Source organism: Enterobacter cloacae complex sp. P47BA (genome assembly GCF_014930485.1).
Taxonomy (GTDB): Bacteria; Pseudomonadota; Gammaproteobacteria; order Enterobacterales; family Enterobacteriaceae; genus Enterobacter; species Enterobacter bugandensis.
Genome location: NZ_JADBRF010000009.1, coordinates 115,263 through 130,759 on the forward strand (window position 1 = coordinate 115,263; position 15,497 = coordinate 130,759).

Sequence of the window (15,497 nt, forward strand, 5' to 3'; positions counted from 1 at the left end):
CACTCAACCCTGAGGTGCAAAGTGTTAAAAAACGTTCTTCCTCTGCTGGCGCTGGTTGCGCTGCCTGTTTTTGCTAAGCCTGTTCTGACGGTCTATACCTACGACTCCTTCTCCGCCGACTGGGGCCCCGGCCCGGTGGTTAAAAAAGCCTTTGAAGCCGACTGCAACTGCGAGCTGAAGTTCGTGGCGCTGGAAGATGGCGTGTCGCTGCTTAACCGCCTGCGCATGGAAGGGAAAAACAGCAAGGCCGACGTGGTGCTCGGTCTGGATAACAACCTGCTGGAAGCCGCCACGCAAACCAGACTGTTTGCCAAAAGCGGCGTGGCGGCAGATGCCGTCAACGTGCCGGGCGGCTGGAAAAACGACACCTTCGTTCCCTTCGATTACGGCTACTTTGCGTTCGTCTACGATAAAAACAAGCTGAAGAACCCGCCGAAGAGCCTGAAAGAGCTGGTCGAAAGCGACCAGAAATGGCGCGTGATATACGAAGATCCGCGCACCAGCACGCCGGGTCTGGGCCTGCTGCTGTGGATGCAGAAAGTCTACGGCGACAAAACGCCGGAGGCGTGGCAGAAGCTGGCTGCGAAAACCGTTACGGTCACTAAAGGCTGGAGCGAAGCCTATGGCCTGTTCCTGAAAGGCGAAAGCGATCTGGTGCTGAGCTACACCACCTCTCCGGCCTATCATATTATTGCCGAGAAGAAAGACAACTACGCTGCGGCGAATTTTGCTGAAGGTCACTACCTGCAGGTGGAAGTGGCAGCGCGTACCGCCGCCAGCAAACAGCCGGAACTGGCCGAGAAGTTCCTGAAATTTATGGTCTCCCCGGCATTCCAGAACGCCATTCCGACGGGCAACTGGATGTACCCGGTCACCGACGCGGCGCTGCCGGCAGGCTTTGAGCAGCTGAACAAACCGCAGACCGCGCTGGAATTTACGCCGCAGCAGGTTGCCGCTCAGCGTGCCGCATGGATAAGCGAATGGCAACGCGCCGTCAGCCGCTGATCCCCGGCTGGTTAGTTCCCGGACTGATTGCCGCCATACTGATGGTGGTCGTCAGTCTGGGAGCGTTTCTCGCACTGTGGTTTAACGCGCCAGAGAGCGATCTGCTCGCGCTCTGGCACGATAGCTATCTCTGGCACGTTATCCGTTTCTCCTTCTTGCAGGCGTTTCTTTCCGCGCTGCTGTCAGTCATCCCGGCCATTTTCCTTGCGCGCGCCCTCTATCGCAGACGTTTCCCCGGCAGGCTGGCCCTGCTGCGCCTGTGCGCCATGACGCTGATCCTGCCCGTGCTGGTGGCCGTCTTTGGCATCCTGAGCGTATACGGTCGCCAGGGCTGGCTGGCCTCCCTCTTCGCGTCTTTAGGCCTGGAATGGACCTTCTCTCCCTACGGGCTGAAGGGCATCCTGCTGGCACACATTTTCTTCAATATGCCGATGGCGACGCGCCTCTTTTTGCAGGCGCTGGAGAACATACCCGGCGAGCAGCGCCAGATTGCGGCCCAGCTCGGCATGCGCGGATGGTCATTCTTCCGCTTTGTCGAATGGCCGTGGCTGCGACGCCAGATAGCCCCGGTGGCCGCGCTGATCTTTATGCTCTGTTTCGCCAGCTTTGCGACCGTGCTTTCTCTCGGCGGCGGCCCGCAGGCCACCACCATTGAGCTGGCGATCTATCAGGCATTAAGTTACGACTACGATCCGGGCCGCGCCGCGTTGCTGGCGATCGTACAGATGGTGTGCTGCCTGGCGCTGGTGTTACTCAGCCAGCGGCTGAGCAAAGCGATCCCCGCAGGAAGCAATAATCTTTCTGGCTGGCGCGATCCGCAGGACAGCCTGCACAGCCGCATCTCGGACGTGATGCTGATTGCGCTGGCGCTCCTGCTTCTGCTGCCGCCGCTGCTGGCCGTGATCGCCGATGGCCTCAACAGGAATGTGGTATCGGTACTTCAACAGCCGGTCCTGTGGCAAGCCACATGGACCTCATTGCGTATCGCGCTGGCAGCCGGGCTAATCTGCGTGGCGCTGACCATGATGCTGCTCTGGAGCAGCCGCGAGCTGTACGCGCGACATGCCCGTAAAGCCGGACACGCGCTGGAACTGACGGGCATGCTGATCCTGGCGATGCCGGGCATTGTGCTGGCGACCGGCTTCTTTTTACTGTTTAACAGCACCATCGGCCTGCCGGAAAGCGCCGACGGCATCGTCATTTTTACCAACGCCTTAATGGCCATACCGTACGCGCTGAAGGTGCTGGAAAACCCGATGCGGGATGTTAACAGCCGGTACAGCGCCCTGTGCCAGTCCCTTGGCATTATGGGCTGGCGGCGGCTGAAAGTGGTCGAACTACGCGCCCTGAAGCGGCCGCTCGCCCAGGCGATGGCCTTCGCCTGCGTGCTGTCGATTGGGGATTTTGGCGTGGTGGCCCTCTTTGGCAACGAGGATTTCCGCACGCTGCCGTTCTGGCTTTATCAGCAAATTGGCTCCTATCGCAGCCAGGACGGCGCCGTCACGGCGCTGCTCCTATTACTGCTGTGCTTTACCTTATTTACCGTTATCGAAAAACTTCCGGGGCGTGATGTTAAAACTGACTGATGTAACCTGGCTTTACCAGCACCTGCCAATGCGTTTTACCCTCTCCGTTCGTCAGGGAGAGCGAATTGCGGTGCTTGGCCCAAGCGGGGCCGGTAAAAGTACCCTGCTCAATTTGATTGCCGGTTTTTTGCAGCCTGTCAGCGGGTCGATAGTCATTGATAATGGCGAGTATACCTACGCTCCGCCGGCTAAGCGCCCGGTGTCGATGCTGTTTCAGGAAAACAATCTGTTTAATCACCTTACGGTGTGGCAGAACATCGCGCTGGGAATCGATCCGGGGTTAAAACTCAATGCTGCGCAGCGTCAGAAGCTGGAGGCAATTGCCGAACAAATGGGCCTGTCCGCGTTGATTTCCAGACTGCCCGGTGAGCTTTCCGGCGGCCAGCGTCAGCGCGTGGCGCTGGCACGTTGTCTGGTGCGCGAACAGCCGCTGCTGCTGCTCGATGAACCCTTCTCGGCACTCGACCCGGCCCTGCGCCAGGAGATGCTCTCGCTGGTGGAAGAGGTTTGCCAGCGCCAGCAGATCACGATGCTGATGGTTTCGCACAGCATTGAAGATGCCGCACGCATTGCGCCGCGATCGGTAGTGATCGCGGAGGGACGGATTTTGTGGGATGGAGAAACAGAAGAACTTCTGAGTGGTAACGCGGGGGCGTCTTCATTGTTAGGCATTCGTGCGGTCTGACGCCCTCACCCTGGCCCTCTCCCACGGGGAGAGGGAAAACACCTTAACGGCTCACTACCTTCAACAGGATCTCGCCGTACACCGGCATCAGCGGATGACGAATCAGCGCGACCAGCGCTACCACCGCCACGCCCAGCGTCAGCGGGGCCAGCCAGAGCAGGCGCGTGCGCGGGAGATAGTGCGTCAGGCGATCGACGCTGGCTTTCGCGCTGCGCCATAGCCGCCAGCAGAGCCAGACCGCCAGCCACAGCAGCACCGCCGTTCCCAGCAGCAGCCACTTGAACTCACCGCTTTGCATACCGTCAGGGATATCAATGGCCGCACCCGCGAGGATCCCCGGCAGGAAGTAAAACGGCGGCCAGAATACGCAGCCGATAATGTTCGGCACCACGAATTTTGCGACGGGCAGATCCAGCATCCCCGCCACCATCGGCACCAGCGGACGCGTTGGCCCGACAAAGCGGCCTACCAGAATGGTGAACATGCTGTGCTGATGCAGCGCATGTTCGGTTTTATCCAGCAGCGCTTTGTTCTTTTTCATGAACGACCAGCGGTGCAGCGGCTTCTTAAAGCGCCAGCCCAGCCAGAAGGAGATCCAATCCCCCAGCAGGCAGCCGATAATCCCGGCCAGCCACGCCTGCCAGAAATTGACCTCACCGCTGCCGATAAGCGCCCCAAGCCCCGCCATCATCACGGTGCCGGGCAGGATCAGCCCAACCAGCGCCAGCGATTCCAGAAACGCCACCAGCGCCACAGCGATGAGCGAGTACATAACGGACTGGGTAATAAAGTGTTCCAGCAATGCCTGCATAACTATTCCGGTCAGAAAACGAATCAGCGATTCTGCTTAGCGCCCCGCACCGCGTCAAGGCATCAATTGTCTGAATAGTTTACAGGATGCTCCTGAAGTTCACCTGAATGTTTACCGTTTATTCACATCCCGCGCGGAATTCACTGGGACTGGCGCCGGTGCACTTCTTAAACACGCGAGAGAAATAGAGCTGATCTTCAAAGCCCACGTTGCGTCCGACGGTCGCGATAGGCATCCGGGTGGTGCTGAGCAACAGCTTTGCCTGGCTGATGCGCTGATCCTCACGCCAGCTCAGCACGCTCACGCCAAGCTGCTGGCGGAACAGGTGTGACAGGCGGGACGGCGAAAGACAGACGTGCTGGGCAACGCTGGCGATATCAAACTGGCTGTCGGCCAGATGGTCGCTGATGTACTGGCAGGCGTCGCGGACGCGGTTATCCAGCGGCGGGTTAAGCGACTCGTTGATCGCCTCCATGCGGCGCAGCAGCACCTGCTCAAGCAGGTTGATCGCCAGCAGTTCGGCATAGCGCCCGCCCGCCTGCCCCGCCTCAATAATTTGTGCGAACAGTTCACGAAACTGCGCCAGATGCGCCTCATCCGGACGATAAAAACCGGTTTGCGCGAAAATAGCCGGCCATGAGAGCCACTCCTGCCAGTAGGCGCGCGGGCGGAAATAGACCCACTGGTGATACCACTCTTTGGCGTCCGGGTGACGCCCGTAGTGGTGGATCTCCCCCGGCGGGAACAGCAGCATATCGCCCGGGCGGCAAACAAACTGCCGATCGCCGTTTTTTATCACCCCTTCCCCGCGTACGGTCAGGTTCAGAATATACCCTTTCATGCCGAGCGGTCGGTCGACGTAAAAATCGAGATACCCCTCGGCCTCAATTGGCGTCAGCCCCGCCACCAGATGGGCGTTAAATGAGTATCCCGGCAGCAGGGGATCGTTTTGCGGTTCGGCCATAGATTCAGTTCTCCCAAGGGTCCTGAAGGAAACCATTTGTCCATATCGTTAAAAGCAGTATAAAAATGGCCTGCGAAAAGATCCAAAAAGCATCACGCCTCTTTTACGTCCGCCATGTTTCAGCCTTTTCTCCTGATTTTTCTGCCGGCACGGGCAGAGAAGCAGTAACAAAAGTGTCTATAAGTGCGGCAGAAATGTCCACATTGAATATTTGCACGGCGTCACACTTTCCGTCGTAACAGCAATTTAGTCCATAAGATTAGCGGATCCTGCCTGACGATTTTTATCCCCAGTCTCTAATGTTCTTCCATACCTGTTTCGGATGGAGCAACACCATGGCAATTGCAATTGGCCTCGATTTTGGCAGCGACTCGGTTCGCGCGCTGGCAGTGGACTGTACGACTGGCCAGGAGATAGCAACCAGCGTTGAGTGGTATCCGCGCTGGCAAGAGGGGCGCTACTGCGACGCGCCAAACAACCAGTTCCGTCACCACCCGCGCGATTACATTGAATCGATGGAAGCGGCGATCAAAACCGTGCTGGCTGAACTGACTGACGCCCAGCGGGCCGACGTCGTGGGGATTGGCGTCGACAGCACCGGTTCAACGCCAGCCCCGGTGGACGCTGAAGGCCGCGTGCTGGCGCTGCGCCCGGAGTTTGCCGACAACCCGAACGCCATGTTCGTGCTTTGGAAAGACCATACCGCCGTGGAAGAGGCGGAAGCCATCACCCGCTTATGCCACCTGCCGGGCAAAACCGACTACTCGCGCTACATCGGCGGCATCTACTCCAGCGAATGGTTCTGGGCCAAAATCCTGCACGTTACCCGCGCGGACGCTTCGGTCGCCCAGGCCGCGGCATCATGGATTGAGCTGTGCGACTGGGTTCCCGCCCTGCTCTCCGGCACCACTCGCCCGCAGGATATCCGCCGCGGCCGCTGCAGCGCCGGGCATAAATCCCTGTGGCATGAAGGCTGGGGCGGTCTTCCTCCGGCAGCGTTCTTCGATGAACTTGACCCGATTATCAACAAAAACCTGAAATACCCGCTCTTTACCGACACCTTCACCGCCGATATTCCGGTCGGCACGCTCTGCGAAGAGTGGGCGACGCGTCTCGGCCTGCCACAAAGCGTGACCATTTCCGGCGGCGCGTTCGACTGCCACATGGGCGCCGTGGGCGCGGGTGCGCAGCCTAACACGCTGGTGAAAGTGATCGGCACCTCCACCTGCGACATCCTGACGGCAGATAAAGCCAGCGTCGGCGACCGCGCGGTGAAAGGGATCTGCGGCCAGGTTGACGGCAGCGTGGTGCCAGATTTTATCGGCCTCGAAGCGGGGCAGTCCGCGTTTGGCGATATCTACGCCTGGTTTGGCCGGGTGCTGGGCTGGCCGCTGGATCAGCTGGCTGCCGCGCATCCTGAGCTGAAAACGCAGATTACCGCGAGCAAAAAACAGCTCCTGCCGCAGCTCACCGAAGCCTGGGCAAAAAATCCGACCCTCGACCACCTGCCGGTGGTGCTGGACTGGTTTAACGGTCGCCGCACGCCGTTTGCCAACCAGCGCCTGAAAGGGGTGATTACCGATCTCAACCTGGCGACCGATGCCCCGGCGCTGTTCGGCGGTCTGATTGCCGCCACCGCGTTCGGCGCGCGCGCCATTATGGAGTGCTTCACCGAACAGGGCATCGACGTGAACAACGTGATGGCGCTGGGCGGTATCGCCCGTAAAAACCCGGTGATTATGCAGGCCTGCTGCGACGTGCTGAACCGTCCGCTGCAGATTGTGGCCTCCGATCAGTGCTGCGCGCTGGGCGCCGCGATTTTCGCTGCCGTGGCCGCAGGCGTTCATGCGGATATCCCGACCGCGCAGCAGCACATGGCAAGCGCCGTCGAAAACACGCTCCAGCCGCGTATCCAGCAGGCACAACGCTTTGAACAGCTTTATCAGCGCTACCAGCAATGGGCAAAAAGCGCCGAACTTCACTATCTCCCTGTCGCCGCCCCGGCCAAAAGCACCGCGGACACCTCGGCAACCCTGACACATTAAGGACACGATAATGACCATTTTTAATAATTATGAAGTGTGGTTTGTGATTGGCAGCCAGCATTTGTACGGACCGGAAGCGTTGCAGCAGGTGACAAAACACGCGGAGCACGTTGTGAATGCGCTGAACGCGGAAGCCAAACTGCCGTGCAAACTGGTGCTTAAGCCGCTGGGTACCACCCCGGACGAAATCACCAATATCTGCCGTGACGCCAATTACGATGACAAATGCGCTGGCCTGGTGGTGTGGCTGCACACCTTCTCACCGGCCAAAATGTGGATCAACGGCCTGGCTATCCTCAACAAACCGCTGCTGCAATTTCACACGCAGTTCAATGCCTCCCTGCCGTGGGACAGCATCGACATGGACTTCATGAACCTGAACCAGACCGCGCACGGCGGCCGCGAGTTCGGCTTCATCGGCGCGCGCATGCGCCAGCAGCACGCTGTGGTCACCGGCCACTGGCAGGACGGCAAGGCGCAACAGCGTATCGGCTCCTGGATGCGTCAGGCGGTCTCTAAGCAGGATACCCGCCACCTGAAAGTGGTGCGTTTCGGCGACAACATGCGTGAAGTGGCGGTGACCGACGGCGATAAAGTCGCGGCGCAGATCAAGTTCGGCTTCTCCGTGAATACCTGGGCGGTGGGCGACCTGGTGCAGGTGGTGAATGAAATCAGCGACGGCGACGTGAGCGCGCTGGTGGACGAGTACGAAAGCAGCTACCGCCTGACGCCTGCGGCGCAAATCAACGGCGACAAGCGCCAGAACGTGCTGGATGCCGCACGCATTGAGCTGGGCATGAAGCGTTTTCTGGAACAGGGCGGCTTCCATGCTTTTACTACCACTTTCGAAGACCTCCACGGGCTGAAACAGCTGCCGGGTCTGGCCGTACAACGTCTGATGCAGCAGGGCTACGGCTTTGCGGGTGAAGGCGACTGGAAAACTGCCGCTCTGCTTCGCATCATGAAGGTGATGTCGACCGGTCTGCAGGGCGGCACCTCCTTTATGGAGGACTACACCTACCACTTCGAGAACGGCAACGATCTGGTGCTCGGTTCGCACATGCTGGAAGTGTGTCCCTCCATCGCGGTTGAAGAGAAACCGATCCTTGACGTGCAGTACCTCGGCATCGGCGGCAAAGCGGATCCGGCCCGTCTGATCTTCAACACCCGTACCGGTCCGGCCATCAACGCCAGCCTGATCGACCTCGGCGACCGTTTCCGCCTGCTGGTGAACTGCGTCGATGCGGTTGAAACCCCGCACTCTCTGCCGAAGCTGCCGGTTGCCAATGCCTTGTGGAAAGCGCAGCCGGACCTGCCAACCGCGTCAGAGGCGTGGATCCTGGCGGGTGGCGCGCACCACACCGTCTTCAGCCACGCGCTGGACCTGAACGATATGCGCCAGTTTGCCGAGCTGCACGATATCGAGCTGACCGTGATTGATAACGACACCCGTCTGCCAGCCTTTAAAGACGCGCTGCGCTGGAACGAAGTCTATTACGGTTCAAAACGCTAAGTACGTAATGCCCGGTGGCGCTGCGCTCGCCGGGCAGGGAGACAACGATGTTAGAAGATCTCAAACGTCAGGTACTTGAAGCCAACCTGGCGCTGCCAAAACATAACCTGGTGACCCTGACCTGGGGCAACGTCAGCGCCGTTGACCGGGAAAAAGGGGTATTCGTGATCAAGCCTTCGGGCGTGGATTACACGGTGATGACCGCAGAGGATATGGTCGTGGTCAGCATCGAAACGGGTGAAGTGGTGGAAGGTAACAAAAAACCGTCGTCCGATACGCCCACCCACCGTCTGCTGTATCAGTCCTTCCCGACTATCGGCGGCATCGTGCATACCCATTCGCGTCACGCGACCATCTGGGCGCAGGCGGGCCAGTCTATTCCGGCCACCGGCACCACCCACGCGGACTACTTTTACGGCACCATTCCCTGCACGCGTCTGATGACCGATGCGGAGATTAACGGTGAGTACGAATGGGAAACCGGGAACGTGATCGTCGAAACCTTTGAAAAACAGGGGATCGACGCGGCGCAAATGCCCGGCGTACTGGTGCATTCCCACGGCCCGTTTGCCTGGGGTAAAAACGCGCAAGACGCAGTGCATAACGCAATAGTGCTGGAGGAAATCGCCTACATGGGGATCTTCTGCCGCCAGCTGGCACCGCAGTTGCCGGATATGCAGCAAACCCTGCTGGATAAACACTACCTGCGCAAGCACGGCGCGAAGGCCTATTACGGACAATAAACTGTATATATCCCCAGCATAAAACATTCAACCAGGCTATAATCAGGCCTGGTTTTGTTTTATGGGATGGCGGCGTGGCACAGGCGCAAGAAGGCTTTTTACTGACCCGACACTGGCGGGATACCCCTCAGGGCACCGAGGTTGCGTTCTGGCTGGCGACAGATAACGGCCCGCTGCACGTTACGCTTCCTCCTCAGGAATCCGTGGCGTTTATCCCTGAACATTACGTCGAGAAGGTAAAACAACTGCTCCGCGATGAGAACGGCTGGCGCCTCACTCCTCTTGAGCTAAAAGATTTCCATCGTCAGCCGGTGTATGGCCTTTACTGCCGCGCCCATCGCCAGCTGATGCGCTACGAAAAACTGCTGCGAGAAGCGGGCGTGACGCTCTACGAAGCGGACATTCGTCCGCCGGAACGCTTTCTGATGGAGCGGTTTATTACCGCCCCCGTCTGGGTTGACGGTGCTGAGCAAAACGGCACCCTTATCAACGCTCGCCTGAAGCCTAATCCGCATTATCGCCCCCCGCTAAAGTGGGTTTCCCTGGATATCGAAACCACCCGTCACGGCGAGCTGTACTGCATCGGCCTGGAAGGCTGCGGGCAGCGGGTTGTCTATATGCTCGGGCCGCCGAACGGCGATGCGTCCGCGCTCGATTTTCAGCTTGAGTACGTCAACAGCCGACCGCAGCTGCTGGAGAAGCTTAACCAGTGGTTTGCCGAGCACGACCCGGACGTGCTGATCGGCTGGAACGTGGTGCAGTTTGACCTGCGCGTGCTGCAAAAACACGCAGAGCGGTATCGCATCCCACTGATGCTCGGGCGCGGAAATACGGAGCTGGAGTGGCGCGAGCACGGCTTTAAGAACGGCGTGTTCTTTGCGCAGGCCAACGGCCGCCTGATTATCGACGGCATCGAGGCGCTGAAATCCGCGTTCTGGAATTTCTCCTCCTTCTCTCTGGAAGCGGTAGCGCAGGAATTGCTCGGTGAAGGCAAATCCATCGACAATCCGTGGGACCGCATGGACGAGATTGACCGGCGCTTCAACGAAGACAAACCGGCGCTCGCCACCTATAACCTGAAAGACTGCGAGCTGGTGACGCAGATATTCCACAAAACCGAGCTCATGCCGTTCCTGCTGGAGCGCGCGACGGTAAATGGCCTCGCGGCTGACAGGCACGGCGGCTCGGTAGCCGCCTTTAGCCACCTCTATTTCCCACGAATGCACCGTGCGGGCTATGTTGCGCCCAACCTCGGGGACGTGCCGCCGCAGGCCAGCCCTGGCGGCTACGTGATGGACTCACGGCCCGGGCTGTATGACTCGGTTCTGGTGCTGGACTACAAAAGCCTCTACCCGTCAATTATCCGCACTTTCCTTATTGACCCGGTGGGGCTGGTGGAGGGGATGGCGCAGCCAGACGACGCGCACAGCACCGAAGGTTTTCTCGGGGCACGCTTCTCGCGCGAAAAACACTGTCTGCCGGAGATTGTGGGGAACATCTGGCACGGCCGCGACGAGGCGAAACGTCATGGCAACAAGCCGCTCTCGCAGGCCCTGAAAATTATTATGAACGCTTTCTACGGCGTGCTGGGTACCAGCGCCTGCCGCTTCTTCGATCCGCGTCTGGCGTCGTCCATCACCATGCGCGGACACGACATCATGCGTCAGACCAAAGCGCTGATTGAATCCCGGGGCTATGACGTTATCTACGGCGACACGGATTCAACCTTTGTGTGGCTTAAGGGCGCACATTCAGAAGACGACGCCTCACGAATCGGCAAAGAACTGGTGGCCTTCGTAAACGACTGGTGGCAGGAACATTTGCAAAAAGAGCGGTTAACCAGCGCATTAGAACTGGAATTTGAAACCCATTTTGCCCGTTTTTTAATGCCCACCATCCGCGGAACCGACCAGGGCAGCAAGAAGCGCTACGCCGGGCTGATCCAGGAGGGTGAAAAGCAGAGAATGGTCTTTAAAGGCCTGGAGACGGTGCGCACTGACTGGACGCCGCTGGCACAGCAGTTCCAGCAGACGCTCTATCTGCGGATCTTCCGCAACGAGCCCTATCAGGACTACATCCGCGAAACCATCGCCAGCCTGATGGCCGGCGAGCTGGATGACCAGCTGGTATATCGCAAGCGCCTGCGCCGCCCGCTGGCGGAGTACCAGCGCAACGTCCCGCCCCACGTGCGCGCCGCGCGCCTGGCGGACGAAGAGAATGTACGCCGGGGACGCGCGCCGCAGTATCAGAACCGGGGGACGATAAAATACGTCTGGACAACGAACGGGCCGGAGCCCGTTGATTACCAGCAGTCGCCTCTCGATTACGATCACTACCTGACCCGCCAGCTTCAGCCGGTTGCGGAGGGAATTTTACCGTTCATCGACGACGATTTTGCTACACTTGTGACAGGGCAACTTGGCCTATTTTGACGCGTGACGAAATGGCTGCCATCCAGTACCATAGCGCCCTTTCCATTCCCGGACCCATTTTTCGATGACCGTCTTTTTTGACGGGGGTCGAACTATTGCCTGCAATTAAAGATTAGAGCCGAACAACTATGCCTTTTACACTTGGTCAACGCTGGATCAGCGATACAGAAAGCGAACTTGGATTAGGAACCGTCGTTGCCGTCGATGCGCGCATGGTTACCCTCCTCTTCCCTGCTACCGGTGAAAACCGCCTGTACGCCCGCAATGACTCCCCTGTGACCCGCGTAATGTTCAATCCGGGCGACACCGTGACCAGCCACGAAGGCTGGCAGCTAAAGGTTGAAGACGTAAAAGAAGAGAATGGACTGCTCGCCTACATCGGAACGCGTCTTGATACCGAAGAGACGAACGTCATCCTGCGTGAAGTACTGCTCGACAGCAAACTGGTGTTCAGCAAGCCGCAGGACCGCCTGTTTGCCGGGCAAATCGACCGTATGGATCGCTTCTCCCTGCGCTACCGCGCGCGTAAGTTCCAGAGCGAACAGTACCGCATGCCGTGGAGTGGCCTGCGCGGTCAGCGCACCAGCCTGATCCCCCACCAGCTGAATATCGCCCATGACGTGGGCCGTCGCCATGCGCCCCGCGTGCTGCTTGCTGACGAAGTGGGCCTGGGTAAAACCATCGAAGCGGGCATGATCCTGCACCAGCAATTGCTCTCTGGCGCTGCCGAGCGCGTGCTGATTGTCGTGCCGGAAACCCTCCAGCACCAGTGGCTGGTGGAGATGCTGCGCCGCTTTAACCTGCGCTTCTCCCTGTTCGACGACGAGCGCTATGCCGAAGCGCAGCACGACGCGGACAACCCGTTTGAAACCGAACAGCTGGTAATCTGCTCGCTGGATTTCGTGCGCCGCAGCAAGCAGCGCCTTGAGCATCTGTGCGATGCCGAATGGGACCTGATGGTCGTCGACGAAGCACACCACCTGGTGTGGAGCGAAGATGCCCCAAGCCGCGAATATATGGCGATTGAACAGCTTGCCGAGCGCGTGCCCGGCGTCCTGCTGCTGACCGCAACGCCGGAGCAGCTCGGTCTGGAAAGTCACTTCGCCCGTCTGCGCCTGCTCGATCCAAACCGTTTCCACGACTTCGCTCAGTTCGTGGAAGAGCAGAACAACTACCGTCCGGTTGCGGATGCCGTCGCGCTGCTGCTGGCGGGTAAACGTCTCTCAAACGATGAACTCAACACCCTGAGCGATCTGATTGGCGAGCAGGATATCGAGCCGCTTCTGCAGGCTGCGAACAGCGACAGCGAGAATGCGGGATCCGCGCGTAAAGAGCTGATCGACATGCTGATGGACCGTCACGGCACCAGCCGCGTGCTGTTCCGCAACACCCGTAACGGCGTGAAAGGGTTCCCGAAACGCGAACTGCACACCATCAAGCTCCCGCTGCCGACGCAGTATCAGACGGCGATTAAAGTCTCCGGCATTATGGGCGCGCGCAAAACTCAGGAAGAGCGCGCGCGTGACATGCTCTACCCGGAGCAGATTTATCAGGAATTTGAAGGTGATACCGGCACCTGGTGGAACTTTGACCCGCGCGTGGAGTGGCTGATGGGCTACCTGACCGCGCACCGCTCCCAGAAAGTGCTGGTGATCTGCGCCAAAGCCGCCACCGCGCTGCAGCTGGAACAGGTTCTGCGCGAGCGCGAAGGCATTCGTGCCGCCGTGTTCCACGAAGGCATGTCCATCGTCGAGCGCGACCGCGCGGCGGCGTGGTTCAGTGAAGAGGACAGCGGCGCGCAGGTGATGCTGTGCTCCGAAATCGGTTCTGAAGGGCGTAACTTCCAGTTCGCCAGCAATCTGGTGATGTTCGATCTGCCGTTCAACCCGGATCTGCTGGAGCAGCGTATCGGCCGTCTGGATCGTATCGGCCAGGCGCATGATATTCAGATCCACGTGCCGTACCTGGAAAAAACCGCTCAGTCGGTACTGGTGCGCTGGTTCCACGAAGGTCTGGATGCGTTTGAGCATACCTGCCCAACGGGCCGCACCATTTATGACCAGGTGCATGGCGATCTGATCGGTTACCTGGCCGCGCCGGAAAATACCGACGGTTTTGACGATCTGATTAAATCCTGCCGCGAGAAACATGAAGCGCTGAAGGCGCAGCTTGAAAAGGGGCGCGACCGCCTGCTGGAGATCCACTCCAACGGTGGCGAAAAAGCGCAGGCGCTTGCCGAGAGCATTGAAGAACAAGATGACGACACCAGCCTGATCGGCTTCTCCATGAACCTGTTCGACATTGTCGGGATTAACCAGGACGATCGTGGCGAGAACCTGATCGTGTTAACCCCGTCAGACCACATGCTTGTGCCCGATTTCCCAGGCCTGCCGGAAGATGGCTGTACCATCACCTTCGAGCGTGACGTGGCGCTATCCCGCGAAGATGCTCAGTTCATCACCTGGGAACACCCGCTGATCCGCAACGGGCTGGATCTGATCCTCTCCGGAGATACCGGCAGCAGCACCATCTCCCTGTTGAAAAACAAGGCGCTGCCCGTAGGCACGCTGCTGCTGGAGCTGATCTATGTTGTGGAAGCGCAAGCGCCGAAACAGCTGCAGCTCAACCGCTTCCTGCCGCCAACGCCGGTGCGTTTGCTGCTGGATAAAAACGGTACGAACCTGGCAGGACAGGTGGAGTTCGAAAGCTTCAACCGCCAGCTGAGCGCGGTGAACCGCCATACCGGCAGCAAGCTGGTGAACGCGGTCCAGCAGGACGTGCACGCCATTCTCCAGCAGGGCGAAATCCAGATCGAAAAAGCGGCCCGAGACCTGATTGACGCCGCGCGCAATGAAGCCGACGAGAAACTGTCTGCCGAGCTGTCCCGTCTGGAAGCGTTAAAATCGGTCAACCCGAACATCCGCGACGACGAACTGGCGGCAATTGAAAGCAACCGTCAGCAGGTGCTGGAAAGCCTGAATCAGGCAGGCTGGCGTCTGGACGCCCTGCGTCTTATCGTTGTGACGCATCAGTAAACGGAGCGCAAGATGGTGATGGAGCCGTATAATCCGCCGCAGGATCCCTGGCTGGTCATTCTGTATCAGGATGAACACATTATGGTGGTCAACAAGCCGAGCGGCCTGTTGTCCGTGCCGGGCCGTCTGGATGAGCACAAGGACAGCGTGATGACGCGCATTCAGCGCGATTATCCGCAGGCCGAGTCCGTCCATCGCCTGGACATGGCCACCAGCGGCGTGATTGTGGTGGCGCTGAATAAAGCAGCGGAGCGCGAGCTGAAGCGTCAGTTCCGCGAGCGCGAGCCGAAGAAGCAGTATGTTGCCCGCGTCTGGGGCCACCCGGCGCAGGCGGAAGGGCTGGTGGATTTACCGCTGATTTGCGACTGGCCGAACAGGCCAAAGCAGAAGGTGTGTTATGAAACCGGCAAGGCCGCGCAAACCGAATATGAAGTGCTGGAGTACGCGCCGGATAACACCGCGCGCGTCCTGCTTAAGCCGATTACCGGACGTTCACACCAGCTGCGCGTGCATATGCTTGCGCTGGGTCACCCGATTCTGGGTGACCGCTTCTACGCCCCGCCAGAGGCCCTGGCGTTAGCGCCACGCCTGCAGCTCCATGCGCAGACGCTCACCATCACCCACCCTACTTTCGGTAACGCGATGACGTTTAAAGCCCCGGTGGACTTCTGAAAAAAA

General features: G+C 59.2%; 11 protein-coding genes. 9 read left to right on the top strand and 2 right to left on the bottom strand.

Annotated features, from left to right (window positions below; translation table 11 throughout):
- The first annotated feature begins 21 nt into the window (after window positions 1-21).
- The 3 genes from thiB to thiQ are packed head-to-tail and all read left to right on the top strand — an operon-like array spanning window position 22 to window position 3,276.
- A complete protein-coding gene (thiB, locus tag IM299_RS11275) occupies window positions 22-1,005 on the top strand; it encodes a thiamine ABC transporter substrate binding subunit (RefSeq protein WP_048960671.1) in 984 nt (327 codons plus the stop codon).
- Entirely contained in the window at window positions 981-2,591 is a 1,611-nt protein-coding gene (thiP, locus tag IM299_RS11280; protein ID WP_193357496.1) for a thiamine/thiamine pyrophosphate ABC transporter permease ThiP, read from the top strand. Before thiB ends, thiP begins: the two co-directional genes overlap by 25 nt.
- Window positions 2,575-3,276, top strand: coding sequence for a thiamine ABC transporter ATP-binding protein ThiQ (gene thiQ, locus IM299_RS11285; protein WP_048957872.1), 702 nt, complete (start codon window positions 2,575-2,577; stop codon window positions 3,274-3,276). Before thiP ends, thiQ begins: the two co-directional genes overlap by 17 nt.
- Before the next feature lie 43 nt (window positions 3,277-3,319).
- On the opposite strand, the gene IM299_RS11290 is transcribed toward thiQ, so the two are convergent.
- Window positions 3,320-4,087 (bottom strand): DedA family protein, encoded by a 768-nt coding sequence (locus IM299_RS11290; protein WP_060573309.1) that lies wholly within the window; start codon window positions 4,085-4,087, stop codon window positions 3,320-3,322.
- Between the two features lie 118 nt (window positions 4,088-4,205).
- Entirely contained in the window at window positions 4,206-5,051 is an 846-nt protein-coding gene (gene araC, locus IM299_RS11295; RefSeq protein ID WP_028015490.1) for an arabinose operon transcriptional regulator AraC, read from the bottom strand.
- Window positions 5,052-5,386: 335 nt separating this feature from the next.
- On the opposite strand from araC, the gene araB reads away from it, so the two are divergent.
- The 6 genes from araB to rluA all read left to right on the top strand — a co-directional run bounded on the left by araB (window position 5,387) and on the right by rluA (window position 15,491).
- Window positions 5,387-7,096 carry a ribulokinase gene (araB, locus tag IM299_RS11300; protein WP_193357497.1) on the top strand — a complete coding sequence of 570 codons (1,710 nt, stop codon included), beginning with the start codon at window positions 5,387-5,389 and terminating at the stop codon, window positions 7,094-7,096.
- A gap of 10 nt (window positions 7,097-7,106) precedes the next feature.
- The gene (gene araA, locus IM299_RS11305) at window positions 7,107-8,609 is read left to right on the top strand and encodes an L-arabinose isomerase (RefSeq protein ID WP_041911255.1); all 1,503 of its coding nucleotides are present in this window, start codon (window positions 7,107-7,109) and stop codon (window positions 8,607-8,609) included.
- A gap of 47 nt (window positions 8,610-8,656) precedes the next feature.
- Entirely contained in the window at window positions 8,657-9,352 is a 696-nt protein-coding gene (gene araD / locus IM299_RS11310) for an L-ribulose-5-phosphate 4-epimerase (protein ID WP_028015487.1), read from the top strand.
- 74 nt (window positions 9,353-9,426) lie between these two features.
- The gene (polB, locus tag IM299_RS11315; protein ID WP_193357498.1) at window positions 9,427-11,784 is read left to right on the top strand and encodes a DNA polymerase II; all 2,358 of its coding nucleotides are present in this window, start codon (window positions 9,427-9,429) and stop codon (window positions 11,782-11,784) included.
- 128 nt (window positions 11,785-11,912) lie between these two features.
- A complete protein-coding gene (gene rapA / locus IM299_RS11320) occupies window positions 11,913-14,819 on the top strand; it encodes an RNA polymerase-associated protein RapA (RefSeq protein ID WP_193357499.1) in 2,907 nt (968 codons plus the stop codon).
- A gap of 12 nt (window positions 14,820-14,831) precedes the next feature.
- A complete protein-coding gene (gene rluA, locus IM299_RS11325) occupies window positions 14,832-15,491 on the top strand; it encodes a bifunctional tRNA pseudouridine(32) synthase/23S rRNA pseudouridine(746) synthase RluA (protein WP_028015484.1) in 660 nt (219 codons plus the stop codon).
- Window positions 15,492-15,497: the final 6 nt, after the last annotated feature.